Annotated in this window: 21 protein-coding genes; 7 read left to right on the top strand and 14 right to left on the bottom strand. The window is 76.0% G+C overall.

What is annotated here, in order from left to right; all coding sequences use genetic code 11:
- Positions 1-174: 174 nt before the first annotated feature.
- Both IH44_RS0113415 and IH44_RS0113420 read right to left on the bottom strand, forming a co-directional pair.
- On the bottom strand, positions 175-714 hold the full coding sequence (locus IH44_RS0113415; protein WP_081966882.1) for a DUF3291 domain-containing protein: 540 nt from the start codon (positions 712-714) through the stop codon (positions 175-177).
- Between the two features lie 32 nt (positions 715-746).
- Positions 747-1,376: a metalloregulator ArsR/SmtB family transcription factor gene (locus tag IH44_RS0113420; protein WP_030459739.1), complete on the bottom strand. Its 630-nt coding sequence runs from the start codon at positions 1,374-1,376 to the stop codon at positions 747-749.
- A 346-nt stretch (positions 1,377-1,722) separates the two neighbouring features.
- On the opposite strand from IH44_RS0113420, the gene IH44_RS41005 reads away from it, so the two are divergent.
- Positions 1,723-1,974 (top strand): hypothetical protein, encoded by a 252-nt coding sequence (locus IH44_RS41005; RefSeq protein WP_035954976.1) that lies wholly within the window; start codon positions 1,723-1,725, stop codon positions 1,972-1,974.
- 84 nt (positions 1,975-2,058) lie between these two features.
- Here the strand turns inward: IH44_RS41005 and IH44_RS0113430 are convergent, their stop codons facing one another.
- The 3 genes from IH44_RS0113430 to IH44_RS0113440 all read right to left on the bottom strand — a co-directional run bounded on the left by IH44_RS0113430 (position 2,059) and on the right by IH44_RS0113440 (position 5,260).
- A complete protein-coding gene (locus IH44_RS0113430) occupies positions 2,059-2,718 on the bottom strand; it encodes a zinc-ribbon domain-containing protein (RefSeq protein ID WP_030459740.1) in 660 nt (219 codons plus the stop codon).
- 105 nt (positions 2,719-2,823) lie between these two features.
- The gene (locus IH44_RS0113435) at positions 2,824-4,164 is read right to left on the bottom strand and encodes an NAD(P)/FAD-dependent oxidoreductase (RefSeq protein WP_051816856.1); all 1,341 of its coding nucleotides are present in this window, start codon (positions 4,162-4,164) and stop codon (positions 2,824-2,826) included.
- A 190-nt stretch (positions 4,165-4,354) separates the two neighbouring features.
- Positions 4,355-5,260, bottom strand: coding sequence for an alpha/beta hydrolase (locus IH44_RS0113440; protein WP_030459742.1), 906 nt, complete (start codon positions 5,258-5,260; stop codon positions 4,355-4,357).
- Positions 5,261-5,302: 42 nt separating this feature from the next.
- On the opposite strand from IH44_RS0113440, the gene IH44_RS0113445 reads away from it, so the two are divergent.
- Both IH44_RS0113445 and IH44_RS0113450 read left to right on the top strand, forming a co-directional pair.
- Complete coding sequence (locus IH44_RS0113445) at positions 5,303-5,815, top strand: MarR family winged helix-turn-helix transcriptional regulator (protein ID WP_030459743.1); 513 nt, start codon at positions 5,303-5,305, stop codon at positions 5,813-5,815.
- A 189-nt stretch (positions 5,816-6,004) separates the two neighbouring features.
- Positions 6,005-7,756 (top strand): sodium:proton exchanger, encoded by a 1,752-nt coding sequence (locus tag IH44_RS0113450; protein WP_030459744.1) that lies wholly within the window; start codon positions 6,005-6,007, stop codon positions 7,754-7,756.
- Positions 7,757-7,860: 104 nt separating this feature from the next.
- Here the strand turns inward: IH44_RS0113450 and IH44_RS0113455 are convergent, their stop codons facing one another.
- Positions 7,861-8,550: a TetR/AcrR family transcriptional regulator gene (locus tag IH44_RS0113455; protein ID WP_030459745.1), complete on the bottom strand. Its 690-nt coding sequence runs from the start codon at positions 8,548-8,550 to the stop codon at positions 7,861-7,863.
- A 144-nt stretch (positions 8,551-8,694) separates the two neighbouring features.
- Between IH44_RS0113455 and IH44_RS0113460 the strand changes: the two genes are divergently transcribed.
- The gene (locus IH44_RS0113460; protein WP_030459746.1) at positions 8,695-8,952 is read left to right on the top strand and encodes a hypothetical protein; all 258 of its coding nucleotides are present in this window, start codon (positions 8,695-8,697) and stop codon (positions 8,950-8,952) included.
- Positions 8,953-9,072: 120 nt separating this feature from the next.
- On the opposite strand, the gene IH44_RS0113465 is transcribed toward IH44_RS0113460, so the two are convergent.
- Positions 9,073-10,227 (bottom strand): NAD(P)/FAD-dependent oxidoreductase, encoded by a 1,155-nt coding sequence (locus IH44_RS0113465; RefSeq protein WP_030459747.1) that lies wholly within the window; start codon positions 10,225-10,227, stop codon positions 9,073-9,075.
- A gap of 136 nt (positions 10,228-10,363) precedes the next feature.
- Here IH44_RS0113465 and IH44_RS0113470 point away from each other — a divergent pair, with 136 nt between their 5' ends.
- On the top strand, positions 10,364-10,900 hold the full coding sequence (locus tag IH44_RS0113470) for a GNAT family N-acetyltransferase (protein ID WP_030459748.1): 537 nt from the start codon (positions 10,364-10,366) through the stop codon (positions 10,898-10,900).
- 26 nt (positions 10,901-10,926) lie between these two features.
- Here IH44_RS0113470 and IH44_RS0113475 read toward each other — a convergent pair whose 3' ends face one another.
- Both IH44_RS0113475 and IH44_RS0113480 read right to left on the bottom strand, forming a co-directional pair.
- A complete protein-coding gene (locus IH44_RS0113475) occupies positions 10,927-12,153 on the bottom strand; it encodes a hypothetical protein (RefSeq protein WP_157852306.1) in 1,227 nt (408 codons plus the stop codon).
- 233 nt (positions 12,154-12,386) lie between these two features.
- Positions 12,387-12,857, bottom strand: coding sequence for an NUDIX domain-containing protein (locus IH44_RS0113480; protein ID WP_030459750.1), 471 nt, complete (start codon positions 12,855-12,857; stop codon positions 12,387-12,389).
- A 287-nt stretch (positions 12,858-13,144) separates the two neighbouring features.
- Here IH44_RS0113480 and IH44_RS42760 point away from each other — a divergent pair, with 287 nt between their 5' ends.
- On the top strand, positions 13,145-15,097 hold the full coding sequence (locus tag IH44_RS42760; RefSeq protein WP_051816857.1) for a cellulose binding domain-containing protein: 1,953 nt from the start codon (positions 13,145-13,147) through the stop codon (positions 15,095-15,097).
- A gap of 108 nt (positions 15,098-15,205) precedes the next feature.
- Here IH44_RS42760 and IH44_RS0113490 read toward each other — a convergent pair whose 3' ends face one another.
- From IH44_RS0113490 to IH44_RS46490, 3 genes are all read right to left on the bottom strand, one after another.
- Positions 15,206-17,425 carry an NADP-dependent isocitrate dehydrogenase gene (locus tag IH44_RS0113490; RefSeq protein ID WP_030459752.1) on the bottom strand — a complete coding sequence of 740 codons (2,220 nt, stop codon included), beginning with the start codon at positions 17,423-17,425 and terminating at the stop codon, positions 15,206-15,208.
- 88 nt (positions 17,426-17,513) lie between these two features.
- A complete protein-coding gene (locus IH44_RS0113495) occupies positions 17,514-18,983 on the bottom strand; it encodes an SDR family oxidoreductase (protein WP_030459753.1) in 1,470 nt (489 codons plus the stop codon).
- Positions 18,984-19,404: 421 nt separating this feature from the next.
- The gene (locus IH44_RS46490) at positions 19,405-20,055 is read right to left on the bottom strand and encodes a pyridoxamine 5'-phosphate oxidase family protein (protein ID WP_035954979.1); all 651 of its coding nucleotides are present in this window, start codon (positions 20,053-20,055) and stop codon (positions 19,405-19,407) included.
- Between the two features lie 380 nt (positions 20,056-20,435).
- Between IH44_RS46490 and IH44_RS0113505 the strand changes: the two genes are divergently transcribed.
- Entirely contained in the window at positions 20,436-21,299 is an 864-nt protein-coding gene (locus IH44_RS0113505; protein WP_030459755.1) for a universal stress protein, read from the top strand.
- A gap of 11 nt (positions 21,300-21,310) precedes the next feature.
- Here IH44_RS0113505 and IH44_RS0113510 read toward each other — a convergent pair whose 3' ends face one another.
- Together IH44_RS0113510 and IH44_RS0113515 are read right to left on the bottom strand one after the other, a co-directional pair.
- Positions 21,311-23,035: a PP2C family protein-serine/threonine phosphatase gene (locus IH44_RS0113510; RefSeq protein ID WP_051816859.1), complete on the bottom strand. Its 1,725-nt coding sequence runs from the start codon at positions 23,033-23,035 to the stop codon at positions 21,311-21,313.
- 210 nt (positions 23,036-23,245) lie between these two features.
- The gene (locus IH44_RS0113515; RefSeq protein ID WP_030459757.1) at positions 23,246-25,204 is read right to left on the bottom strand and encodes a BTAD domain-containing putative transcriptional regulator; all 1,959 of its coding nucleotides are present in this window, start codon (positions 25,202-25,204) and stop codon (positions 23,246-23,248) included.
- Positions 25,205-25,236 lie beyond the last annotated feature (32 nt).

A 25,236-nucleotide genomic window follows, 5' to 3' on the forward strand; every position in this document is an offset into this window, starting at 1 on the left:
GAGGGTGCTGGACGGGACGACGGGGCCGTCGGTGCTCGGGGGGTGGACCGGCGGCCCCGCCCACCCGAGTCTAAGCAAGCGCTTAGTCATCTGGCCAGGGGTTCACCGCACGACCGGCCGGGGGTTCACCCTCCGGCCCCCTCCCGCCCGACCGGCGGGCGGGCCGCTCCCGGCTCAGCGGGCGTCCGGCGCCGGGTGCGGCTCCCGGAAGGTGAACGCCTCCGGGCCCGGCCCGTGGTCGCGGATCAACGCGATCCGCGCCATCGCCTCGGCCACGCTCGGGCGGTGTCCGGCCGGGACCCACCACATCGCCTGGTGCGCCCCGTCCGGACGCTGGAACCACTCGCGGCGGCGGGCCAGCACCCGCAGGTGGTCGCTGCGGTAAACGTACTCCCGGAGCGCCTCGACCGACTGCCAGACCGAGCAGTTGATCTGCAGCAGCCCGTCGTCCGGGTCGGGGTGCAGGCCGGTGGCGTCGGCGCCCGCGTCGTCGACCAGCCGCCAGACGAAGCCGGGGCTGCGCTCGGCGAGTGCGTTGATCTCCGCCAACTGGTCCATGAAACCGGCGAGTTCGGGGCTGTCCAGCGGGGCCACGGTGCGGCCGACGTTGACCTGGGCGAGCTGGTGGCCGGAGGCGGGAGCGGGCACGGCGGGAACGGACTCGGCGGGAGCGGGCACGGCAGGGGCGGGCACGGCGGCCTGAGGGGCAGTCATGCGGCAAGCATGGCCCGGCCCGGCCTCTATCGTCAATGGTTGTTGTTTTTAGAGAGCGCCACGCAGCAGCGGCCCGCGCCCGGGTCCATCACGGGCGTCCACTCCGCCCCGGCCAGGCCCTCCAGCAGCGCCAGGTTCATCCCGCACACCAGCGCCGGGAACTCCTCCGCCAGTGCGTGGAAGGGGCAGTTGCGCAGCCGCACCACCTCGCCGTCCGGGAACGGCGCGTAGCCGCGCTCCGCCAGCGCCGCCGGCAGGTCCGGGGCCGGGTCGGCCGAGCCCGCGGCCCGGGCCGCGGCCTGCAACTCCCGGTCCAGTCCGGCCCGTTCGACCACCTCGGCGAGCAGCCGGCCGGCCCCGCCGTAGTCCCGGGGCGGGAGCGCCACCGCGAACTCCTCCGCCGCCCGGCGGTACAGCTTGGCCGGGCGGCCCGCACCGGGGCCGCCGCGCCCGTCCGGACGGCGGTAGGAGACCGCCAGCAGGCCCGCCGCCACCAGCTTGTCCAGGTGGAAGGCGGCCAGCGAACGGGAGACGCCCGCGGCCTCGGCCGCCGCGTCCCGGCCGACCTCTTCCGGCGCGCCGGCCACGTGCCGGTAGAGGGCGCGCCGCACCGGGTCGGCGAGGGCGCCCAGCGCCTCGATCGAGGAGTCCTCAGCAGTCATCCGCCGAGTCTATGACCGGCCGACCGACCGCCCCGGGCCCGGCACCCACCGCTCCCGATTCCGCCCCCGCCCCGCCCCCGTTCCCGCCTCCGCCCCCGTTCCCGGTCCGACGCGAACGCGCCCCACTCCCGCCCCCGGTCCGACGCGAACGCGCCCCACTCCCGCCCCCGGTCCGACGTGAACGCGCCAGCGGGGCGGCGCCGTTGCGCCACGACGGCGGATTGCCCGCGGATTGCCCGGCATCGGCTTCTACACCTCTGTAGAGTGTCCCTGACCGCCACCAGCCGGGTCGTTCGGGCACCCCGCACCCGTCACCCCCGTCGACCGGACTCGAAGGAGGCCCGCAGTGCTCCCTCCGCAACTGCAGACCGACCCCGCCTGGTCCCCGCCGGAGCCGGAGGTCCGGCCCGCCTACCAGCCCGTCGAGGTGCTCCTCGACGGCTCCGGCACCTGGGCCCTCGGCCGGATCAACGCCTGGTGGCACTCCCCCGCGGGCGAGCCCTGGTGCCGCCTGCGCCTGATCGGCACCACCGGCGAGCCCGAGTGGCGCCGCTACGACCCCGAACGCATCCTGCTGCTCCCCACCCACGGCACCTGACCGCGCGGGAGCGCCGCACCGCACCGGCCGGGCGACGGACCCTCAGGGGCCCGGCCCGGCCGGTGCGGTGTCGGCGTCCGGCCCTCAGCGCCGGGTGCCGCAACTGGGGCAGAACGCGGAACCGTCGGGCACCTCGGCGTGGCAGGAGGTGCACTGCGCGGGCTGGGCGAGCCGGAAGCCGCAGCCGGGGCAGAACGGGGTGCCGTGGGTCTCGGCGCGGCACTGCGGGCAGACCAGTTGGCGCTCCGCGGTGACGTCGAACTGCCCGGCCCGGGACTGGCCGTGGTCGTACGCGTTCTGCGTGACGGCGTCGTTGAGTCCGCGCTGGCGGGCGGCGGCGGCCTCGGCGGCGGTGTCGGGGGCGCAGTCGAGGCACAGGCCCTGGGCGGCGTTCCAGCAGCGGCCGCAGACGTAGTGGGTACAGCGGGCGCAGCGGTTGAAGTGCTGCTGGGCGTTGCCGATGGCGCGTTGGAAGGCGGCGTCGCGGCCGCTGCCCCAGCTGGCGCCGGCCAGGCCGTCGGCGGCGTTGCTGAGGCCGTTGGAGGCGCTGCCGCCGAGCAGGCTCCAGGCGGCGCTGACGCCCTTGTTGATCCAGCCCGCGGCCTGCCCGGTGCGGAAGGGCTCGAACTCGGAGCGCCAGGTGTCGTAGCAGCGCGAGCAGGAGAACTCGAACTGGAAGCCGGCGCCGGTGCCGTGCTGCTCGCTCAGGTCGCGGTAGTTGTTGCTGAAGTAGATCTCGCTCATGTCGGCTGCCCAACCCTTGCACGTGCCGTCTGGATGGATCGCACAGGTTGCCACACCCGGGTGTGGCCGCCGGTACGGGGGCCGGTGTTCCGGCGGGCGGTGTGGTCAGCCGCCGAACAGGACCGGTCCCAGCACGGAGGGACGGAACAGCAGGGTGGGCGGTTCCACCATCGCGGCGACCTGGTGGAAGGCGGCGGCGACCCGGGCGTCGGTGACGGCGCGGGCCAGCACCCGGTCCAGCATCCGCTGCTGGACCTTGACCTGGAGGCCGGAGGGCCCGCCGGTGGTGCCGGCGAAGCGGACGTCCTCGCCGGCCGCCATCTGCCAGGGGTTGCGGGTGACGCCCGCGATGGCGTCGCGGGTCTCCTTGACGGCGGCGTGGCCGAGGTCGCCGTGCTTGCGGACGGCGTCGCGCAGCGCGCGGGCGGCGAGCGCGGCGACGGTCATGCCCTGGCCGTAGACCGGGTTGAAGGTGCAGGAGGCGTCGCCGAGGGCGAGGAAGCCGTGGGTGGAGGAGCGTTCGTAGTGCCGCCACACGCTCGGGCCGGGGACGAAGCCGCGGGCCGGGCCGGTGGGCTTGGCGCCGGTCACCGTCTCGGCGATGCAGGGGTCGCGGAGCAGGCCGAGCTGCTTCTCGAACTCCTCAGGCTGGATGGAGGGTTCGTAGCCGCGCATGCCGCCCATGCCGACGATCCAGCGGTCTCCCTCGACGGGCAGCAGGACGCCGAAGCGGCCCTGGTCGGGGGCATGGCTCTGCAGGTAGAGGGCGGAGTCGGCGGGGGCGTCGGCGGGGCGGTGGTAGAACCGGGTGGCGTAGGAGACGCCGGCGTCGACCCGGTCGCGGGGGACGGCGGGCGCGCCGAGCACCGAGAGCCACTTGGCGGCGTGGGTGGCGCGGCCGGCCGCGTCGACGACCAGCTCGGCCGGTATCTCGGCGGTCTCCTCGCCGCGCCGGCCGCGCCGGTTGACCTGCACGCCGGTGACGGTGTGCCGGTCGCCGAGCAGGCCGATCACCTCGGTGCCGGTGCGGAACTCGACGTTCGGCGCGGCCCGGACCCGGTCCAGCACCACCTGGTCGATCAGCGGGCGGCTGCAGGTGAGCACGGCCAGGTCGCTGTCGTAGGGGGCGAGCCAGCCCGCGGAGGTGAGCCAGCGCAGGCCGCCGGAGAGCGACACCCGGGTGGCGCCGGCCGCGAGGAGTTCGGCGAGGGCGCCGGGCAGCAGTTCGTCGATGGTGCGCTGGCCGGCCTCCAGCAGCAGGTGGCCGTGCTTGGCCTGCGGGACGCCGGGGCGGAAGTCCGCCCCGTCCGGGTAGCGGTCGCGTTCGACCACCACGACCCGTTCCGCCACGCCGTGCAGCGCCCAGGCGGCCAGACATCCGGCCAGTCCGCCGCCGATCACCACTGCCGTGCCGCGGTCACCGGCCGCGCTCCCCCTAGAACTCATGCCCGTACAGTAAGGGACACGGCGCGCTGGGTCACCGGAAGTCCGCAGTTCGGCAGCCTTTTCGTGACGGGCAACTCCCTTCCGGGCCGGGCGATTTCGCCGGTTCCGCCCGGTGCCGCCCGCCTTGTCCGGGGCCCGGGCCCCGGCGGCCGACGGTCCGTCAGCGGCCGTCGGCGGGCGTCAGCGGCCGTCAGCGACCGCCGGCGGTGCGCTGGCGCAGGAACAGGGCGGCCCGCTCCAGCGCCTCGTCGGCCTCGTCGAGGACGCCCGCGAAGCACTGGAAGACGTGCGGGACGTCGGCGGTGACGTCGAGGGTGACGTCCACGCCCGCGTCGCGGGCCCGGGCGGCCAGCCGGGTGGAGTCGTCCAGCAGCAGTTCGTTGGCGCCGACCTGGATCAGCATCGGGGGCAGGCCGGTGAGGTCGGCGTGCACGGCGGGGCTGAGCAGGGGGTGGCGCGGGTCGGCCCCGGCGAGGTACATGGCGCTGGTGCCCTCGAAGGAGGAGCGGGTGAAGATCGGGTCGATGTCCTCCTTGGTGTCCATGCTGGCGCCGCTGCGGGTGGCGTCGGTGCCCGGGGAGAAGGCCAGGATGCCGGCGGGCAGCGGGAGTCCGGCGTCCCGGGCGGCGAGGACGGTGGTGACGGCGAGGCCGCCGCCCGCGGAGTCGCCCGCGAGGACGGTGCGGGCCGGGTCGGCGCCGCGTTCGAGCAGCTCGCGGTAGGCGGCCAGGGTGTCCTCGATGGCGGCGGGGAAGGGGTGTTCGGGGGCGAGCCGGTAGTCCGGCGAGTACGCGGGCAGGCCGCTGCCCGCGACCAGGTGGCCGGTCAGCGAGAGGGCGGTCTCCGGCGAGCCGAACACCCAGCTGCCGCCGTGGAAGTACAGGATCGTCCCGTCCCGGGCCTCGCCCACCGGGTCGACCCGCAGGGCGGGGCGGCCGCCGAGGACGGCGGGCGCGGTGCGGATCCGCTCGTGCGGGACGAGCATGCCGGCCATCAGCTCCCGGAATCCGGCCCGGATCTGCTCGACGGTCCGCTCCCCCTCCGGGGCCGGCCGCCGCAGCATCCGGTCGACCTCGGCGCGCTGCTCCCTGCTCATGGCACACTCCTGTCAGAAGTAGCTTCCGCTACACTATATGCCATGGAATATACATCGGCAGACGGCCCCGCCGGCGCCGCCACCGCCGGCACCCCCGCCCCCTCCGCCGACCTCGTCGCGCTCTTCGCCGACCTGGTCCGCTGCGAGACCCGGCTCTACAACGGCCTCGGCGAACGCCTGCGCGAACGGCACGGCATCGTCACCTCCCAGTACGAGTTCCTGCACTACCTGCACGAGCACCCCGGCTGCCGGGTGGCCGACCTGGCCGCCGAGTTCGCCATCGGCGTCGGCGCGACCAGCAAGGGCGTCGACCGCCTGGAGAAGCAGGGCTGGGCCGCCCGGCAGCCGAACCCCGACGACCGCCGCTCCTCGCTGCTGGTGCTGACCCCGGCGGGCGAGCAGCTGGCCGCCGAGGCCGGGCGGACCTTCACCGAGGCCCTGGCCGAACTGCTCGGCACCGACCTGGACGCCCCCGCTCTGGACGGCCTCGCCCGCGCCCTGTCCACCCTGCGGGCCGCCCTGGAACGCGACCGGACCGGCACCCCGGCCGGCTGACGCCCCGTCGGCGACCGTGCCATCGACGACCGCCTCGTCGACGACCGCGCCGTCGACGACCGCCCCCGCGGCGCACGCCACGCCGGTCCCGGCCGCTCCGCGACCGCCCCCGCGCCGGGCTGGGCCGGACGGGGGACCCGCCGGGCGCGTGGCGCGCCGGGGCGGCGGTGCGCGGCATGGGATGGCCAGATGACCTCTGAGCAGATCCTGATCGGGGCCGGGCTGACCGTGGTGCTCGCCGTGGCGTCCCAGCTGCTGGCCGCCCGGCTGCGCATCCCGGCGATCATCGTGCTGCTGCCGGTCGGCTTCGCGGCCGGCGCGGTCACCGACGACATCCACCCGGACCGGCTGCTCGGCCCGGCCTTCTCCCCGCTGGTCTCGCTGGCCGTCGCGGTCGTCCTGTACGACGCCGGGCTCGGCCTGGACCTGCGCCGGCTGACCGGCCACACCCGGCACGCGGTGGTGCGCCTGGTGTGGGTCGGCACCCTGCTGACCGCCCCGGCCGCCGCGTTCGCCGCCGCCCCGCTGCTCGGGCTGTCCGGCGCGGCGGCGGCGATGCTCGGCGCGGTCCTGGTCGTGTCGGGGCCGACGGTGGTGGGGCCGCTGCTGAACTTCGTCCGCCCCACCGAGCGGGTGCAGCGGATCCTGGTCTGGGAGGGCTCGCTGATCGACGCGGTCGGCGGCATCCTGGGCGCGCTGGTCTTCCACGCGCTGGTCGGCGGGCAGCACCGGCAGTTCGGCCGGGGCCTGCTGGAGTTCGCCGCCAGCGTGGGCCTGGGCCTGCTCGGCGGGCTGCTCGGCGCGGCGCTGCTGTGGTGGCTGCTGGTGCGCGGGCGGCTGAACGACGTGCTGGGCACCAGCGCCCAACTCGCGGCCGTGGTGGGCGTCGCCGCGCTCTGCGACGCGCTGCGCGAGGACACCGGGCTGATCGCCGCGATCGTGATGGGCGTGGCGGTGGCCACCCTGCCCGCGTTCGACCTGCCGGCCCGGCGGACGTTCTTCGAGACGCTGGTGTCGCTGGTGGTCGGGGTGCTGTTCGTGTCGATCTCCTCGACGGTGGCCTGGTCGTCGGTGCGCCCGCTGCTGCTGCCCGCGCTGGGCCTGGTCGCGGTGCTGGTGGTCGTCGTGCGGCCGGTGGTGGCGGCGCTGTCCACCGCCGGGACGGACCTCGCCGAGGGCGAACGGGCCTTCCTCGGCTGGATGGCGCCGCGCGGGATCGTCGCCGCCTCCACCGCCGCGGCCTTCTCCGCGGGCCTGGCCGCGGCGGGCGTCGGCGGCGCCGACAAGATCCTGCCCGCCACCTTCCTGGTGATCGTGTTCACCGTGACGCTGTACGGCCTGAGCGCCGTCCCGGTGGCCCGGCTGCTGCGGGTGGCCCGCCCGGCCCGCTCCCGCCCGCTGCTGGTGGGCGGCGAGCCGTGGACGCTCGAACTGGCCGCCGTGCTCCGCTCGGCCGGGCTGGACGTGCTGCTGTGGGCCGGGCGGGACGAGCAGCGGGAGCGGATCGCGGCCGCCGGGCTGGAACTCGCCGACGGCGAACTGCTGGCCGCCGCGGGCGGCGAGGGCGCCGAGCAGGAGGGCGTCACCGCGGTGTACCTGCTGACCGCCGAGGACGAGTTCAACGCGCTGGCGGCGGCCGTGCTGCGCGACGGGTCGGAGCTGCCGGTGTTCCGGCTGCCCGCCGCCGCGCCCGGGCCCGGCGTGGTCGGCGACGGGGCCGCCGCGACGCTCCTGCCGACCGCCCTAACCGGCCCCGAACTGGCCCGCCGGCACGCCGCCGGGGCCCGGATCCTGCGCCGCCCCGCCGACGGCGAACTGCCGCCCGGCCACGACCTGCTGTTCACCCTCGACCGGTCCGGCCGGCTGGCCCCGGCCACCCCGCACGGCCGGCCGGCCCACCCCGGGCAGGTCACCGAGCGGATCGTCCTCGGCCCGGCCTGACCGCCGACCGGAACCGATCGACCGTCCGACCGTCAGTGACCGGAGCCGACCCGCCGTCAGCGGGCGGAGCCGACCGGCCGTCAGCGACCGGAGCCGACCAGCCGTCAGCGGGCGGTGGCGGCCACCCCGTTGACCAGCATCCGGAACGTCCAGGCCAGGCGTTCGGCGGGGTGGCCGGAGACCAGTTCCCCGGCGGTCGCGGCCACCTTCGGGTAGCGGGCCGGGTCGGCCTCGCGCAGGGCGCGCACCATCGCGCCGTGCTCGGCCTCGGCCTCCGCACCGGTGCGGGCGGACTGCTCGGCGGCGGTGGCGGTGGCCACCTGGAGCAGCGCGTCCACGCCCCAGGCGGCCTGCCCGGCCGGGACGCCGCCCTCGTCGAGCAGGCCGAGCAGGGCTTCCACCAGCGCCAGGTAGTGCGGCCCGGCGGGGCGGGCGAGCAGCGCGGAGTGGGCCAGCGCCGGGTGCTCGAACAGCACGGCGGTGTAGGACTCCAGCACGGCGACGATCCGCTCCCGCCAGTCCCGGCCGGGATCGGCGGCGGCGGTCAGGTCGACCGTGCCGAGGTGGTGCTCCAGGATCGCGGCGTGCAGCTCGGCGGTGTTGGCCACGTACACGTACAGCGAGGCCGGGCCGGTGTCGAGCTCCTGGGCGAGGCGGCGCATGGTCACCCGCGGCAGTCCCTCGCTCGCCATCAGGCGGACGGCCGCCGCCACGATGCCGGCCTGGGTGAGCGCGGGCTTGGCGGGCCGCTCGCGGCGGCTGCGCGGGGCGGGGGCGGCGGTACGGTCGTCCATGGCCCCAACCTAGCGCCCCGGCCCCGCGCCCCGGACCGCCCGCACGCCCCTTTCGCGCCCCCTCTGCACGCCGCCGGGTCACCTTCTCGGGGCCGAAACCGCCGAGCGCCCCCGCGCGGGGCCGCGAGCCGGGATGATCGGCCCGTGGACCACAACGACACGCACGCCGGACGGGCCCAGTGGATCGGCGACGCCCTGCACAAGCTGACCGGCCACCGGCCGCTGGTGGAACGGGTGCCCGGCGGCGGCTACCGGGTCACCCTGCACGTCGTCGAGCACCCGGACGCGGCCACCACGGTCGCGGTGCTGCGGGTGCTCGGCCGGGGCGACCGGTTCGGGTACCGGGACCGGCGCTCGCGGGAACGGCTCTGGGTCGAGATCGACCCCCCGAGCCCGTCCTGACCGGCTCCCGAGCCCGCACCGGCCCGCACCCGCCCGCCGGGCCTGTCGTCCTGCCCCGCCGACCCGCCGGCCCGCCCGGAGGCCGCCGGCTCAACGGGCACCGGCTCAACGGGCGCCGGGTCAGCGGGCGCCGGTGAACACCTCGAGCAGCCCGGCGACCGGGTCGGGCCCGAACATCAGCTCCAGGCTGGCGGCGGACTCCGCGGCGGAGGCCTCGGCCCGGGCGAACATGTCCTGCTCGTAGGCGTGCAGGGCGGCCTCCGGGTCGTCGGGGCGGGCGGCCAGCGCGAGGGCGAGTTCGGCGCCGTCCTGCATGGCCAGGTTGGCGCCCTCCCCGGCGAACGGGGACATCAGGTGGGCGGCGTCGCCGAGCAGCGTCACGCCGGGGACGCGCTCCCAGCGGTGGCCGACCGGCAGCGCGTGGATCCGACGCAGCGTCAACTCGCCATCGGCGTCGTCGATCAGGGCCCGCAGCGGGTCGGCCCAGCCGGTGAAGGCGGCCAGCGCGGCGTCCCGGAGCGCGGCGGACCCGGCCGGGTCGGCCGACCCGGCCGGTCCGGTGGCGGGCGGCCAGTCCTCGCCGGTGCGCAGGGCCGCGTAGACGTGGATGCTGCCGTCGGACTCCAGGTGGCCGAGGAAGCCGCGCCCGTCGCCGAGCGCCATGAACATCCCGCCGCCGACCAGGGCGGCGGCGCCGGGGTGGCGGCGGGCGGCGTCGTGCAGGTCGGCCTCGACGAAGGAGACGCCGGTGTAGGCGGGCCGGGCCGCGGAGAGCAGCGGGCGGACCTTGGACCAGGCGCCGTCCGCGCCGACCAGCAGGTCGGTGGTGATCGCGCTGCCGTCGGCGAAGGCGACCCGGTGGCGGCCACCGCCGAGCGGCTCGACCGCGACGGCCTTGCGGCCCCAGTGCACGGTGCCCGCGGGCAGCGAGCCGAGCAGCAGGTCGCGCAGGTCGCCGCGGTCGACCTCGGGACGCCCGCCGGTGTCGTCGTCCGGCTCGGCCAGGTGCACGGTGGCGTCGGGGCCGAGCAGTCGCAGCGCCTGGCCGCCGGGGTGGACGATCGCCCGGAAGCCCTCGGTCAGGCCGGCGGCCGCGAGGGCGGGCTGGCCGGAGTCGTGGTGGATGTCGAGCATGCCGCCCTGGGTGCGGGCCTCGGGGCCCGGTTCCAGGTCGAAGACGGCGGCGGGGATGCCGTGGACGTGCAGGGCGCGGGCCAGCAGCAGGCCGCCGAGACCGCCGCCGAGGACGGCCAGGGGGTGGTGGGTGGTGGTCATGGCGGGCTCCTTCGTCGGGTCGGTGGCTTCTTCTCCACCGTAACGAACATGTTCGTAACGAACAAGTTCGACACACGCGCGGCTCGGCCCCGAAGCCCTTGACGGCCCGTCGGCCGTGCACGATACGTTGACGGGCATGATCGAACCCGCCCCGCTGCCCTGGCCGCCCGCCCCGATCCGGACCGCCCGGCTGCTGCTGCGCGAGCCGCTGGCCGGGGACCGGGCGGCGATCGTCGAGCTGTTCACCTCCCCCGAGGTCGGCACGTACATCGGCGGTCCCCGCCCCCGCGAGGAGTTCGAGCGCACCCTGCCCGAGGTCCCGCAGGGCCGCCCCGGCCTGCTGGTGGTCGACCTGGACGGCACGATGATCGGCCTCGTCACCCTCGACCCGCACGGCTCCGACCGCCTGGCCCACCTGCACCCCGAAGGCGGCGCACGCGAACTCGGCTACCTCTTCCTCCCGCACGCCTGGGGCCGCGGCTACGCCACCGAAGCCTGCACCGCCGCCCTCGACTGGCTGGCCGGCGCCCTGCCCGACACCCCCGTCGCCCTCACCACCCAGACCGCCAACACCGCCTCCCGCCGCGTCGCCGAACGGCTCGGCTTCACCGAACTCGAACGCTACGAGGAGTACGGCGCCGAACAGTGGTTCGGCATCCGCCACCCGAACTGACCCTCACCGCACCAGGATCGGATTCGTCAGCCGCTTTCCGCTCCTCTTCCCGCAACAGCGGTGGACCGGTCGTCGGAAGATGGGGAACCGGCTGCGGAGGCACCCGTCTCCTCGCTCCGGTCCGCGAGCGCCTGCTCGGGCCCGTCCGCCCCCGACCGCTGAGCGGGCAGCGGGTTCCGGGCTCCTTCGGCACCGGATGACGGTTGAGGTTGCCCCGGCGGGGCCTCACCGTTGCGAACGGAGATCAGCGTTGCGATGAGCCGCAGCGCTTCGGCCAGTCCATAGCGGTAAGCCATGACTAGAAATGCGACCAGGGGTATGGAGAAGGTAGCCAAGGGCGCTCCCACGTACACCGGCAAATCGAGGCCGTTGGTCACCCATCCCACCCCGATCGCGATGACCAGGCCGATCACCGCCGACAGGGCGAGTCGCCGCCCGTCTGCACGATCAGGCGATTCCGGTGTGGCCGACTCGGGCTCAGGAAGCCACACCCCGGCACCGAGGAGACTGGTGAACCTGCCGTCCGCGGTCTGCCCGGCGATGGCGGACGCGTGGTCGGCCAGAAGCTTTGCCGCACCCTCACGATCCGAGAGCAGCCGATCGGCAACGCTTTCGAGGACAGCCGCAACCTTGCGAGCGTGCCCCCTCGTCGCGGCCCGTGTCGAGCTCCGCGCCCCGTAGTCGTTGGCCGCGTGGCCGGAGCCGTCCACGACGGCCGTCCCCAGCGCCGCTGTTGAGACACTGAGTTCCGCCGCCGCCAGGTGTCCCCCAGCCGCATGGACCCGTCCGCACACTTCGAGCACCCTCAATGCCGGTACCAGCGCCTGGTAGCAGGGCCGTATGCGCACTCCCCCAGCAGCGTTCATCAGGGTGCGAAGCGCCCAAACGGCCAGGGAGAAGATCAGGATCACCGTTCCCAGCGCGACCTTCTCCTGGTGCGTCGGACACGCTGCCAGCGCTTCCCCCCTCGCCGGCAGCAGGCCGCCGGGCGTGCACCCCCCTTTCATGGTGGTGACCGCCATACCAGCGACGATGCCGTCGATGATTCCGATCGGCACCAGTGCCAGCAGGCCCAGACCCGAGTGGTACTGGAGGGCTTTCCGAAGAAGGGCAACATCGAGGGACACGGACAGCAGCGACGATGCGGAGGCAGCCTCGCCCAGAAGTTTCTCGACATGACGGTGGTGCAGACGCCTCAGCGGGCGCCAGAGAGGAGGAACCGCCACGGGCTGTGCATTCGGACCGGTCGGCATGCCGACCAGGATGCCGGATCACGGTCCCCGGAGTGGGCGCTTCGGATTCCTCTCCCACTACCGACCGCCCGGACAGGGTATCGAACGCGCGTCCGCCCGCTCTCCATTGCCACTCCACCGCAGCGGGACCGGATCGGCCTGCGGGATGCCAGGCAGCCGGGTCGGCGGAAAGTCCATCGCCACCTCCTGACCGGCCCGACTCCCCGGCAGCGCACGGAGGTTCCGGTGGCCGGTCAGCCCAGGGCGAACCAGGGTGAGGGGGTGTCGGCAAGGGCCTTCTCCAGCAGCAGGGTGTCGTTGGGGGTCAGCGGGGGGAGGGCGTCCAGCGGGAACCAGGCGACCGCGAGCGACTCGTCGTCGTTGACCCGGGGTTCGCCGGACAGCGGCCGGCAGCGGAAGGCGATGTCCAGGTACTGCACCTGGTCACCGTTGGTGCAGGCGAAGGCCGGCAGGGTGTGGACGCTGGTGATCCGTTCCGGGAGGACGGTGACGCCGGTCTCCTCCTGCACCTCGCGCACCACGGTGTCGGCGGGCTGCTCGCCGGGCTCGACGATCCCGTGCAGCAGGGCCCAACGTCCGTTGTCACTGCGGCGGTTGAGCAGGATCCGGTCGTCCTCGACCACCACGGCCGTGATGCCGGACAGCCACAGCGGGCCGTGGCCGACGTGTTCGCGCAGGTCGAGGATGAATTGCGGAGTGGGCATACCCGGCACTGTAGTGCGCGCCCGCCCGTTCCCGGCGGAGGTCCGGGCCGCAGCGGCCGGACGCCCCGGTTTTCTGTTCGTTTCACCGCGGCCGGGCCCGCTGCCCGGCGGCCCGCCCGCCCGCCCGGCCGCGCCGACCTGCCCCGATCCCCCGGGCGCCCCGACCCGGGCCCGGCCGGCCGGGCCGCCGGGCCCGCGGCCGCCTTGACCGGCGGCGCGGGCGGGGGCCGACAATGCTCCCCGCCCCCGGACCGGTCCCCGCTCGCACCGAGACCCAGGAGAGAGCCGTGACGCCAGCCCCGCAGGAACCCCCGACCGACCGGCCCGCCGCCCCGAGCCGCCGGACCGTGCTGGCCGCGCTCGGCGCCCTCCCGGTCCTCGCCGCGGCCGCCGCCCCGCTCCCCGCCGCTGCCGCTGCCGCTGCCGCTGCCGCGACGATCGCGACCGCGACCGCGACCGCGACCGTGCTGATCGACCCGGCCGCGCGCCGCCAGAGCATCCGCGGCTTCGGCGGCATGAACCACCCGCTGTGGGCCGGCGACCTGACGGCGGCCCAGCGCGAGACGGCGTTCGGCAACGGCCCGGGCCAGCTGGGCTTCACCGTGCTGCGGATCCACGTCGACGAGGACCGGGCGAACTGGAGCCGCGAGGTGGCGACCGCGAAGCGGGCGGCCGAACTCGGCGCGATCGTCTTCGCCACGCCCTGGAACCCGCCGGCCGCCCTGGTGGAGACCTTCGTCCGCGGCAGCCAGACCGATGCCCGGCGGCTGCGCCACGACCAGTACGGCGCGTACGCCCAACACCTGGAGGACTTCCGGGTGTTCATGGCGGACAACGGGGTCGAGCTGTACGCCGTCTCGGTGCAGAACGAGCCCGACTACGCGCAGGACTGGACCTGGTGGACGTCCGACGAGATCGTCCGCTTCCTGCGCGAGAACGCGGGCGCGATCGGCACCCGGGTGATCGCCCCGGAGTCCTTCCAGTACGTCAAGGGCCTCTCCGACCCGGTCCTGAACGACCCGGTGGCGCTCGCGAACCTGGACGTCCTCGGCGCGCACCTGTACGGCACCCCGTACGCGAACTTCCCCTACCCGCTGTTCCAGCAGAAGGGCCAGGGCAAGGAGCTGTGGATGACGGAGGTGTACTACCCCAACAGCTCCGACTCTGCGGACCTGTGGCCGCAGGCGCTCGGCGTCGGCGAGCACATGCACCACGCGCTGGTGGACGGCGGGTTCCAGGCGTACGTGTGGTGGTACATCCGGCGCAGCTACGGGCCGATGCGCGAGGACGGGCAGCTCAGCAAGCGGGGCGCGGTGATGGCGCACTTCGCGAAGTTCGTCCGCCCCGGGCACGTGCGGCTGGACGCGCCCGCGAACCCGCAGGCGAACGTGTGGACCTCCGCGTACCAGGGCGGGTCCGCGGTGACCGTGGTGGCCGTCAACCAGGGGACGGCGGCGGTGAGCCAGCAGTTCGCCCTGGCGGGCGGCACCGGGTTCACGGTGTCCGCCTGGGTGACGGACGCCACCAGGACGCTGGCGGCCCAGGCCGGTCCCGCCCAGGCGGGCGGGTCGTTCACGGCGACGCTGCCCGCGCAGAGCGTCACCACCTTCGTCCTCACCCCCGGCGGGACCGAGCCGATGCCGCCGACCGCGCCCGGCACGCCGGTGGTCGAGGCGGTCACGGCCGCCTCCGCCACCCTGTCCTGGGCGCCGTCGACCGACGATACCGGGGTCGCGCGGTACGACGTGGTGCGGGTGGACGCCGCCGGCGAGACGGTGGTCGCCTCGACCACCACCACCCGGGTGACCGTCACCGGCCTGGCCGCGGGCACCGGGTACGCCTTCGCGGTCTACGCCTTCGACCCGCCGGGCAACCGTTCGCCGCGCTCCGCGACCGTCGCCGTGACCACCCCGGCCGCCCCGGCGGGCGGCTGCGGGGTCGACTACCGGGTGGTGAACGGCTGGGGCGGCGGGTTCCAGGGCGAGATCGTGCTCCGCAACACCGGCCCGGCCGCGCTGACCGGCTGGACACTGTCCTTCGCGTTCACCGCCGGGCAGGTGGTGAACCAACTGTGGGGCGGCACCGCGACGCAGAGCGGGGGCGCGGTGAGCGTGGCCCCGGCGGACTACACCTGGACGATCCCGGCGGGCGGCTCGGTCACCCTCGGCTTCCTCGCCACCCAGGGCGCCACCAACCCGGCCCCGGCCGCCTTCGCACTGAACGGCGCGGCCTGCGGCTGATCCCCCGCCGGCCCGCTGCCGCCGGAGAACGCCCGGGAACGCGGACGCCGCCGCGGTCCGTCCCCTTCCGGGGGCGGGCCGCGGCGGCGCCGGGGCGGTGACGGGGCGTCAGGCCAGGGTGGCGAGCGCGTCGTTGAGGGTCTTCGACGGGCGCATCACGGCGGCGGCCTTGGCCGGGTCGGGCTGGTAGTAGCCGCCGAGGTCGACGGCCGAGCCCTGGACGGCGATCAGCTCGTCGACGATGGCCTGCTCCTGCTCGGTCAGGGTCGCGGCGAGCGGGGCGAACGCGGCGGCGAGCGCGGCGTCCTCGGTCTGGGCGGCCAGCTCCTGGGCCCAGTACAGGGCCAGGTAGAAGTGGCTGCCGCGGTTGTCGATGCCGCCGAGGCGGCGGGAGGGCGACTTGTCCTCGTTGAGGAAGGTGCCGGTGGCGCGGTCCAGGGTGTCGGCGAGGACCTTGGCGCCGGCGTTGCCGGTGGTGGTGGCCAGGTGCTCGAAGGAGGCGGCCAGCGCGAAGAACTCGCCGAGCGAGTCCCAGCGCAGGTAGTTCTCCTTGACCAGCTGCTGGACGTGCTTGGGGGCGGAGCCGCCGGCGCCGGTCTCGAACAGGCCGCCGCCCGCCATCAGCGGGACGACCGACAGCATCTTGGCGCTGGTGCCCAGCTCCAGGATCGGGAACAGGTCGGTCAGGTAGTCGCGCAGCACGTTGCCGGTGACCGAGATGGTGTTCTCGCCGCGGCGGATGCGCTCCAGCGAGAGCTTGGTGGCCTCGACCGGGGAGAGGATCTGGATGTCCAGGCCCTCGGTGTCGTGCTCGGGCAGGTACGCCTTGACCTTCTCGATCAGGACGGCGTCGTGGGCGCGCTCGGCGTCCAGCCAGAACACGGCCGGGTCGCCGGTGGCGCGGGCGCGGGTGACGGCCAGCTTGACCCAGTCCTGGATCGGCAGGTCCTTGGTCTGGCAGGCGCGGAACACGTCGCCGGGGGCGACGGCCTGCTCCAGGACGGTCTCGCCGTTGGTGTCGACCAGGCGGACGGTGCCGGCGGCGGGGATCTCGAAGGTCTTGTCGTGGCTGCCGTACTCCTCGGCGGCCTGGGCCATCAGGCCGACGTTCGGGACGGAGCCGATGGTGGCCGGGTCGAGGGCGCCGTGGGCGCGGCAGTCGTCGATGACGGCCTGGTAGACGCCCGCGTAGGAGCTGTCCGGGAGGACGGCCAGGGTGTCGGCCTCCTGGCCGTCCGGGCCCCACATGTGGCCGGAGGTGCGGATCATGGCCGGCATCGAGGCGTCGACGATGACGTCGCTGGGGACGTGCAGGTTGGTGATGCCCTTGTCGGAGTCGACCATGGCCAGGGCCGGGCCGTCGGCGAGCTCGGCGTCGAAGGACGCCTTGATCTCGGCGCCGTTGGGGAGCTTGTCCAGGCCGGCCAGGATGCCGCCGAGGCCGTTGTTCGGGTTGAGGCCCGCGGCGGCCAGGTCGGCGCCGAACGCGGCGAAGGTCTTCGGGAAGAAGGCGCGCACGACGTGGCCGAACAGGATCGGGTCGGAGACCTTCATCATGGTGGCCTTGAGGTGCACCGAGAACAGCACGCCCTCGGCCTTGGCCCGGGCGACCTGCGCGGCCAGGAACTCGTTGAGCGCGGCGGCGCGCATCACGGAGGCGTCGACGACCTCGCCGGCCAGCACCGGGACCTTCTCGCGCAGCACGGTGACGGTGCCGTCCTCGGCGACCAGCTCGATGCGCAGCGCGCCGTCGGCGGCGATCACGGCGGACTTCTCGGTGGAGGCGAAGTCGTTGACGCCCATGGTGGCGACGTTGGTCTTGGAGTCGGCCGACCAGGCGCCCATCCGGTGCGGGTGGGTCTTGGCGTAGTTCTTGACCGACAGCGGGGCGCGGCGGTCGGAGTTGCCCTCGCGCAGCACCGGGTTGACGGCGGAGCCCTTGACCTTGTCGTAGCGGGCGCGGATGTCGCGCTCCTCGTCGGTCTTCGGCTCGTCCGGGTAGTCGGGCAGCGCGTAGCCCTGGGCCTGGAGCTCGGCGACGGCGGCCTTGAGCTGCGGGATGGAGGCCGACACGTTCGGCAGCTTGATGATGTTGGCGCCGGGGGTCTTGGCCAGCTCGCCGAGCTCGGCGAGGGCGTCCGCGATGCGCTGGTCCTCCTGGAGGTACTCCGGGAAGACGGCGATGATCCGACCGGCCAGCGAGATGTCGCGGGTCTCCACGCTCACCCCGGCGGTGGAGGCGTACGCCTGGACGACCGGCAGGAACGAGTACGTGGCGAGGGCGGGGGCCTCGTCCGTGTGGGTGTAGATGATGGTCGAGTCAGTCACCGTAGCTCCAGCTTCCACGTCTGCAACGTCTTGACGTCAAGATATCTCGTCCCGGGGGGATCTCCGCAACCAACCCCCCGGGCGGCGCTCATCCGGACTCGGCGCGGGCGGCGATGTTGCGGGCCATCCCGCCGAAGACGACCGCGTGGAACGGGGCCACCGACCACCAGTACGCCTGCCCGGCCAGGCCGTGCGGGTGGAACAGGGCGCGCTGGCGGTAGCGGGAGCCGGTGCCGTCGGGGGTGACGGTCAACTCCAGCCAGGCCAGGCCGGGCAGCCGCATCTCGGCGCGCAGCCGCAGCAGCCGGCCGGGTTCGATCTCCTCGACCCGCCAGAAGTCCAGCGAGTCGCCGACCCGCAGCCGTCCGGGCGAGCGGCGGCCGCGGCGCAGGCCGACGCCGCCGGCCAGCCGGTCGAGCAGGCCGCGCACCGTCCAGGCCAGCGGCAGCGAGTACCAGCCGTGCTCGCCGCCGATGCCCTCGACCACCCGCCACAGCGCCTCGGGCGGCGCGTCCGCGTACCGTTCCCGGACGTCCTGGTACAGGCTGCCGCCCGCCCAGTCCGGGTCGGTGGGCAGCGGGTCGCTGGGGGCGCCGGGCAGCGAGGCGGAGGACCAGCGGGTGTCGACCTCGTCGTCGCGGATGCGGCGCAGCGCGAGTTCGACGGCGCGGTCGAAGCCGACCGGGCCGCCGGGCGGGTCGGGGATCCAGCGGTCCAGGTCGTGCTCGGAGCGGACCACCTCGTGGCGCAGCGACTCGACCAGCGGCCGGGCCAGGCTGCCGGGCACCGGGGTGACCAGGCCCACCCAGTGCGCGGACAGGCCGGGCGTGAGCACCGGGACGGCGACCAGCAGCCGGCGGTGCAGGCCGGCCAGGCGGGCGTAGCGCTGCATCATCGCCCGGTAGGTGAGCACCTCGGGGCCGCCGATGTCGAAGGCCCGGTCGGTGGCCGGGTCGTCGGGCAGGTGGGCGGCGGCGACCAGCAGGCGCAGCACGTCGCGGACGGCGATCGGCTGGATCCGGGTGTCCACCCAGCGCGGGGTGATCATCACGGGGAGGCGCTCGGTGAGGTGGCGCAGCATCTCGAAGGAGGCCGAGCCGGAGCCGATCACCACGGCGGCACGCAGCTCGGTGACGGGCGTGCCGCCCTCGCGCAGGGCCCGCCCGGTGGCGACCCGGGAGCGCAGGTGCGGGGAGAGCAGGCCCTCGGGCAGGTCGGGCGGGACGAGGCCGCCGAGGTAGACGATCCGCCGGACGCCGGCCCGGGCGGCGGCCCGGCCGAAGGCGCGGGCGGCGTCCCGGTCGACGGCCTCGAAGCCGGGGCCGCTGCCCAGCGAGTGCACCAGGTAGTAGGCGACGTCGACGCCGTCGAAGGCGCCCTCCAGGGTGGGCGGCCGGGTGACGTCCCCGGTGACGGCCTCGACGGCGGCCCGCCAGGGGTGGTCGCGCAGCCGGGCCGGGTCGCGGACCAGGCAGCGCACCTCCGCCCCGTCGGCCAGCAGCCCGGGCACCAACCGCCCGCCGAGGTAGCCGGTGGCCCCGGTGACCAGACAGCGCATGGCATCTCCTCCCGTCCGTTCCACCATCCCCCAGGGTCTTCGTCACCGCGGCCCGGACGGATCGCCGGGCCGGGCGGATCGCCGGGCCGGGCGGGCCCGGCGGCGGACGAGGGGGGGTGGATGGAGTGCCAAGTAGCCGTCGACCCGGTGCCAAGTCGGGGTGCCGGGGCCGGGCTACGGTGGGCCGTGTTCAGGGAGAACCCGTGCTCCACGGGGGTGCCGGCTCCTTCCCGATGTGGCGGGGAGTCGATCCGGTACCGGAGCGCGGACGTGTCGGGGCGGACTGCTCTTCCGCCCGCACCGGCGGGTAGCCGGTCCGGCCGGTGGCCTTCCCCAGTGCCACCGGGCGGACCGGCCCGGGTCGCCCTCCCCTTCGGCCCGGCCGGTTGACGCGCCCGGCCGGTTGACGCGCCCGGCCGGTTCAGTGGCGCGGACCGCCCGCCCGGATGCTCCGTCCGGTGACGGTGGTGGGGGTCAGCCGCACCCAGCGGCCGTGGCCGGCGGGCTGCGGCAGTTCGGCGAGCAGCGCCGGTTCGGTGACGTACTCGAGCGGGCCGATCATCAGCACGCTCCAGCCCTCGTTCAGGTCCTGGTCGGCCCGGTCCACCTCGAACGCGGCGTCGCCGCCCGCCCCGGGGGCCAGCGGCCCGTCCGGGCCGGTCCGGTACAGCACGGTGTGGTCGTGCACCAGGTAGCCGACCGGACGCACCACGGGGCCGTCCGGCCCAGTCCGGGCGATCCGGCCGAGGCCGTGGGCGCCCAGCCGCCGCCAGCAGTCCGCGACGCCCAGCTCGCCGAGCACCGGCGGCCCGGCCGGCACCGGCCCCGCGGGGCGGGCCGCCCGCTCGGCGGGGCGTCCGGCCACCAGTTCCTCGTACTCCAGGCCGAGGACGGCGGCCAGCCGCAGCAGCGCGGGCGGGTCGAAGGCCGGCCCGAGTTCCAGGACGCGGTGCAGGTAGGCCGTCGACATGCCGGCCCGCGCGGCTGCCTGCCCCTCGGTCAGCCCGAGGTCGGCGACGCGGTCCGCGAAGCGGCGGGCGAGCGCGCTCGATGGCGCGTGTTCGGTGGTCACTGCGGTCACCTCCCGTGGATCCGTCGGTCCGGACCGGTGCGCACGGGGGCGGGACTGCTCCCGGCGCTCCTCCCGGCCGGTACCCCCAGGGTGCCCGACGGAGGACCCGCCCCGGCAGGGGCCTTGGACCCGTCCCGACCTGCCGAAGGCCCCGCCCGGAGGCGACCGGCCCGCCCGGACCCGGACGCCGTCACCCGCCGCCCGCCCGTCGTCACCCGCCGCTCGCCCGCCGTTGTCGGCCGTCGCCCGCCGGGACCAATGGCCCGGTCCGGGCGGGTCCGGCGGCCCTGGCGGGGGCGGACGGGCGGGCGCAGAGTGGGGGGCGACCCCGCTGTCGGGCGATGGGGGCCCGCGGGGACTCGCACAGGGAAGGCACTGCCATGACTCGTCCCGTTCTCGCCGCAGTCGACGCATCCGTCCGCAGCCGGGCCGCCGCGCACTGGGCCGCCCAGGAGGCCGGCCGGCGCGGTGCCCCGCTGCGGCTGCTGCACGCCTGGCCCTACCTGGGCCGGAAGGCCAACGACCTGGTGAAGGCCGAGGACCTGGAGAGCGGCGCGCAATCCATGCTGGGCGACGTCGCCAAGGAGCTGGGTGCCGCGTACCCGGGCCTGGAGGTGACCGGCGAGCTGGTGCCGGACGCCGCGATCGACGGGCTGACGGCCGCCGCCGAGCAGGGGCAGCTGCTGGTGATCGGCACCCGCGGGCTGGGCGGTTTCCGCGGGCTGCTGGTCGGCTCGGTCAGCCTGGGCGTGGCGGGCCGCTCGGCGGCACCGGTGGTGCTGGTCCGCGAGGGCCGGCCGGAGCCGCAGTCGCACGAGCCGGAGGTCACCGTCGGCCTGGACGCGCTCGAACCGGACGACGCCGTACTGGAGTTCGCCTTCCAGGAGGCGCAGCTGCGCGACGCCCGGGTGCGGGTGGTGCACGGCTGGGAGCTGCCGCCGGTGTACGGGTACGCCGGGTGGATCCCGGTGGAGACCGAGCAGCAGGAGCTGGGGGCGCTGGCGGTGGGCATGGTCGCCGAGGCGGTCGCCCCGTGGCGGCAGAAGTACCCGCGCACGCTGGTCCTGGAGGACGTCCGCACCGGTGGCGGCGCGGCCGCGCTGGTCGAGGCGTCCGAGCAGTCGGACCTGGTGGTGGTCGGCCGGCGTCGGCGCACCCTGGGTCTGGGCAGCAAGCTCGGCTCGGTGGCGCACGCGGTGATCCACCACGCGCAGGCCCCGGTCGCGGTGGTGCCGCACGACTGACCGCCGGCCGCTCAGCTCCCGGGCTCGGGCTCGGGCTCGGACTCGGGCTCGGACTCGAAGCGGAAGGCCAGCAGGGTGGCGTCGTCCTCGGACAGCGGGCCGGACATGTCGCGCACCACGGCGTCCACCAGTTCCTGCAGGTCGGGGCCGTGCGCGCAGTCCTCGACGGCGTGCCGCCGGACGGCCGCGCAGAGCGCGTCGAGGCGGGTGTCGATGTCCTGGTCGCGGCGTTCGACCAGGCCGTCGGTGTACAGCAGGACGGTGTCGCCGGGGCGGACGTACGTCTCCACCGCCCGGTAGGCGACGTCGGGCAGCACGCCCAGCGGCGGGCCGGTGTCGGCGGCCATCGGGGCGGCCCGGCCGTCCCGGAGCAGGACCGGCGGGGGGTGGCCGGCGCAGATCCAGCGCAGCAGGCGCCGGTCGGGGTAGTAGCGGGAGACGATCGCGGTGGCGGTGGCCTCGTCGCCCTCGTCGCAGGCGATCCGGTTGAGCCAGCCGCCGAGCGACTCGACCAGCGCGCCGGTGAACGCCAGCCCGGCCAGCGCGTGCCGCAGCATCGACATCAGGGCGACCGCGTCCAGGCCGTGCCCGCGCGCGTCGCCGACCGCCAGCAGCACCTGGCCGTCCGGGAGTTGGCGGACCTTGAACCAGTCGCCGCCGACCCCGGCCTCGGCCGGGCGGTAGGCCACCGCGGTGCGGACGTCGATCCCGACCAGGGCCGCGGAGCGCGGCTGCAGGGCCTCCTGGAGGCGCTGCACCACGTGGTGCTCGGCGTCGGCGCGCCGGGCCTGGCGCTCGGTCTCCTCCTGCTGCTCGCGCAGCCGCCGCCGGCTCTCCGACAGCTCCGTGACGTCCTGCAGCACCACCCGCAGGCCCTCGACCGGCCCGCCGCCCTCGCGCACCGCCTCGGCCACCAGCCGGACCCGGCGCGGCCGGCCGACCCCGTACAGCTCGGTCAGCACGTCGATGTCCTCGCCGGTGGCCAGCAGCCGGCCGAGGTCGCGGTACAGCGCGGGGCGGGCGGTCTCGGTGACCCGGCGCAGCGCCCGGCCGGGGGTGAGGGCGGCGGTGTCGGGCGGCAGGCCGAGCAGCACCGCCAGGCCGGGCGAGACGTCCAGCCGGTCCTCCTCCAGGTCCCACTCGGCCCAGCCGACCCGGGCGATGCGCTGCGCGGCGCGGGTGATCTCCTCGGTCCGGTCGTCGGGCCACACCAGCAGCAGCCGGCGGCCCAGCCGGTGCGCGGTGACGTGCTCGCGGCGGGTGCGGGTGCCGCCGTCGGGCGTCCGCAGGCTCCGCCGCACCGGCACCGAGCGGGCCGCGTACCCCGTCCGCAGCACCTCGCCGACGGTGTCCGCGAACGCCGCGCTCCACAGCCCCGGGTACGCCTCGCGCAGCGAGAGGCCGCCGCCCCCGTCGGCCTGCCGGTGCAACTGTCCGGGGTGGTGCGGGTGCCGGAGCGCGGCCTCGTTGACGATCACCGCGGCCAGGTCCCGGACGGCGCCCGCCCCGTCGAGCACCGGCTCGGCCAGCACCGCGGCCTGCGGGACGGCGTCCAGCAGGTGCCGCAGGTCGAGGTCCGGCGGGCGGGCCAGCTCCGGGTCGAGCGCCGCGTCCGGGACGACCGGCGGCGGGCCGGGCGGTTCGGCGGGCGCGGACCGGCGCTGCTCCTCGCGCAGCCGCTCGACGGTGCGGCGCAGGGCCTCGCCCCAGTCGGGCTGCTCCGGTCGCCCGTGCACGGCCGCCCCTCTCGCTCCGCCCGGCACTCCCCGCCCGCCGTCCTGCGCCGGGCGTTCTCCGCCACTTTTCCGGCGGCCCGGCCCGGCGGCGACCCCGGCGGCCCGGACGGGTGAGCCGCCGGGCCCGGCCCGGCTGACGCGCCGTCACCCGGCCGCGGGCCCGCCCGGGGCGGCCGGCGCCGGGGTCGACCACCGGGTCGACTCCCGGGGTCAACTCCCGGCGCAGGAACGGGCTTCGGCCAGGTAGCGGGCGACCGGGCCGAGGGTCAGCAGGCCGCTGGCAGCGCCGGCGTGTTCGGTGCGGGCGGGGTGGAGGGCTTCGGCGGCCCGGGTGGCGGTGGCGGGGTCGGCGAGGCGGGCGGCGGCGTGGGCGGTGAGGCACCAGAGGGCCTCCTGGAGGTGGTCGGGCGGGGGGTCGGGGAGGGCGGTGAGGGCTTCGGCGGCTTCGGTGCGGCGGCCCTGGGCGAGCAGCAGGTGCGGGCGGGCCCAGGGGAGGTGGGGGCCCCAGTCGAGGCGGGGGTCGACGGGGGCGGGGCGTTCGTGCAGCAGGCGCAGGCCGAGCAGGGCGAGCGGGAGGAGGCCGCGGCGCAGGCCGGGCATGCCGGCGGTGCGCAGGGCGGTGTCGGCGTGCCGGTAGCGGGCGGCGGCCTCGGCGGCGGTGGGGCCGCCGGGGCGGGTGCTGTGTTCGGCGGCGGCCCGGGCCCGGAACCAGGTGGTGAGGACGCCGACCAGGGGTGCCTCGGTGGTGGCGGCGAGCCGTTCGGCGGCCCGGGCGTGTTCGGCGGCGGTTTCGAGGTCGCCGAGGGCGGAGGCGGACTGCAGGCGGACCAGCCGGCCGAGGACGGCGAAGTGCGGCAGGTCGTGGCGGGTGGCGAGGTCGAGGATCTCCGCGCCGGTGCGGTCCCGTTCAGGGGCGAGGCCGGGGCGGCCGAAGGACTGCAGGAACACCCCGTTGAGGGCGAACGCCAGCAGGGCCGGGTCGCCCAACTGCCGGGCCAGGGCCTCGGCGCGGCGGGCGGCCCGGCCGGCGCGGCGCAGCCCGCCGGGGCTCTGGTCGGCGGTGCGGCTCTCGACGGCGACGGTGGCCAGCAGCCGGGCGGTGAGGGGGTCGGGGGCGTCCGGGCCGAGGGCGGCGAGGGTCCGTTCGGCGGCCTCGACCACGGCGCGGGACTGGGCGGCGTCGTCGGCGCGGCTCCACAGGGCGGGGACGTCGTAGGCGGCGATGACCTGGGCGGTCAGCAGCGGGTCGCCGGTGCGTTCGGCGGCGTGGACGGCGGCGAGGCGGTCGCGGCGGGCGTGCAGCAAGGCGTCGCCGCCCGCGAGCGAGAGGGTGCGGGCGAGGTCGACGGTGGTGCGCGGGCCGAGGCGGCCGCCGGGCAGGCTCCAGGCGGCGGGCGGCTGCCCGTGGGGGGCGGTGCCGGTGAGGATGTCGGCTTCCAGGCGCTGGAGTTCGGCGCCCGGGTCGAGGCCGAGCCGTTCGCCGAGCAGGGTGCGGGCGCGGCGCAGGGCGGCCAGCGCGTCGGCCTGCCGGCCGGAGCGGTGCAGGGCGCGGGCGAGCAGCGCCCAGGCGGCCTCGCGCCACGGGTGCTCGTCGACGTGGGCGCCCAACTCGGCTGCCAGAGAGGATAGTTGGGCCTCCGTTCCGGTGTCCGGCGGGGTGTCGAGGAGCAGTCGGGCGCGCAGTTCGATCGCGTCCAGCCGCAGTTCTTCGAGCCGGTCCCGTTCGCGGCGGGCCCAGGGCCGGTCGGGCAGGTCGGCGTAGGCGGGGCCGCGCCAGTCGGCGAGGGCGGCGGTCAGGTCGGGGGCGGCGGCGGGGTCGTGCCGGGCGCGGGCCAGGGCGTCCTCGAAGCGGTGGGCGTCGACGTCGGCGCGGGGCAGGCGCAGCGCGTAGCCGGGGCCCTCGGTGACCAGCAGGCGGGGCGGGGTACGGGGCGGCCGGTCGGGTTCGAGGGCGCGGCGCAGGGCGGCGACGAAGGTGCGCAGGGCGCCGACGGCGCGCGGCGGCGGGTCCTCGGCCCACAGGTCGTCGACCAGGGTGGCGGTGGGGACCAGCCGGCCGTCGGCGGCGACCAGCCGGGCCAGGACCTCGCGGTGGCGGGGGCCGCCGAGTTCCACCGGGGTGCCGTCCGCGTGCCGGGCCCGGACGGAACCGAGCACGTCGATTCGCATGCCCCCATCCTCCCTCCGGGGCGGGGCCGGGC

The organism is Kitasatospora sp. NRRL B-11411 (assembly GCF_000721345.1).
Taxonomy (GTDB): Bacteria; Actinomycetota; Actinomycetes; order Streptomycetales; family Streptomycetaceae; genus Kitasatospora; species Kitasatospora cineracea.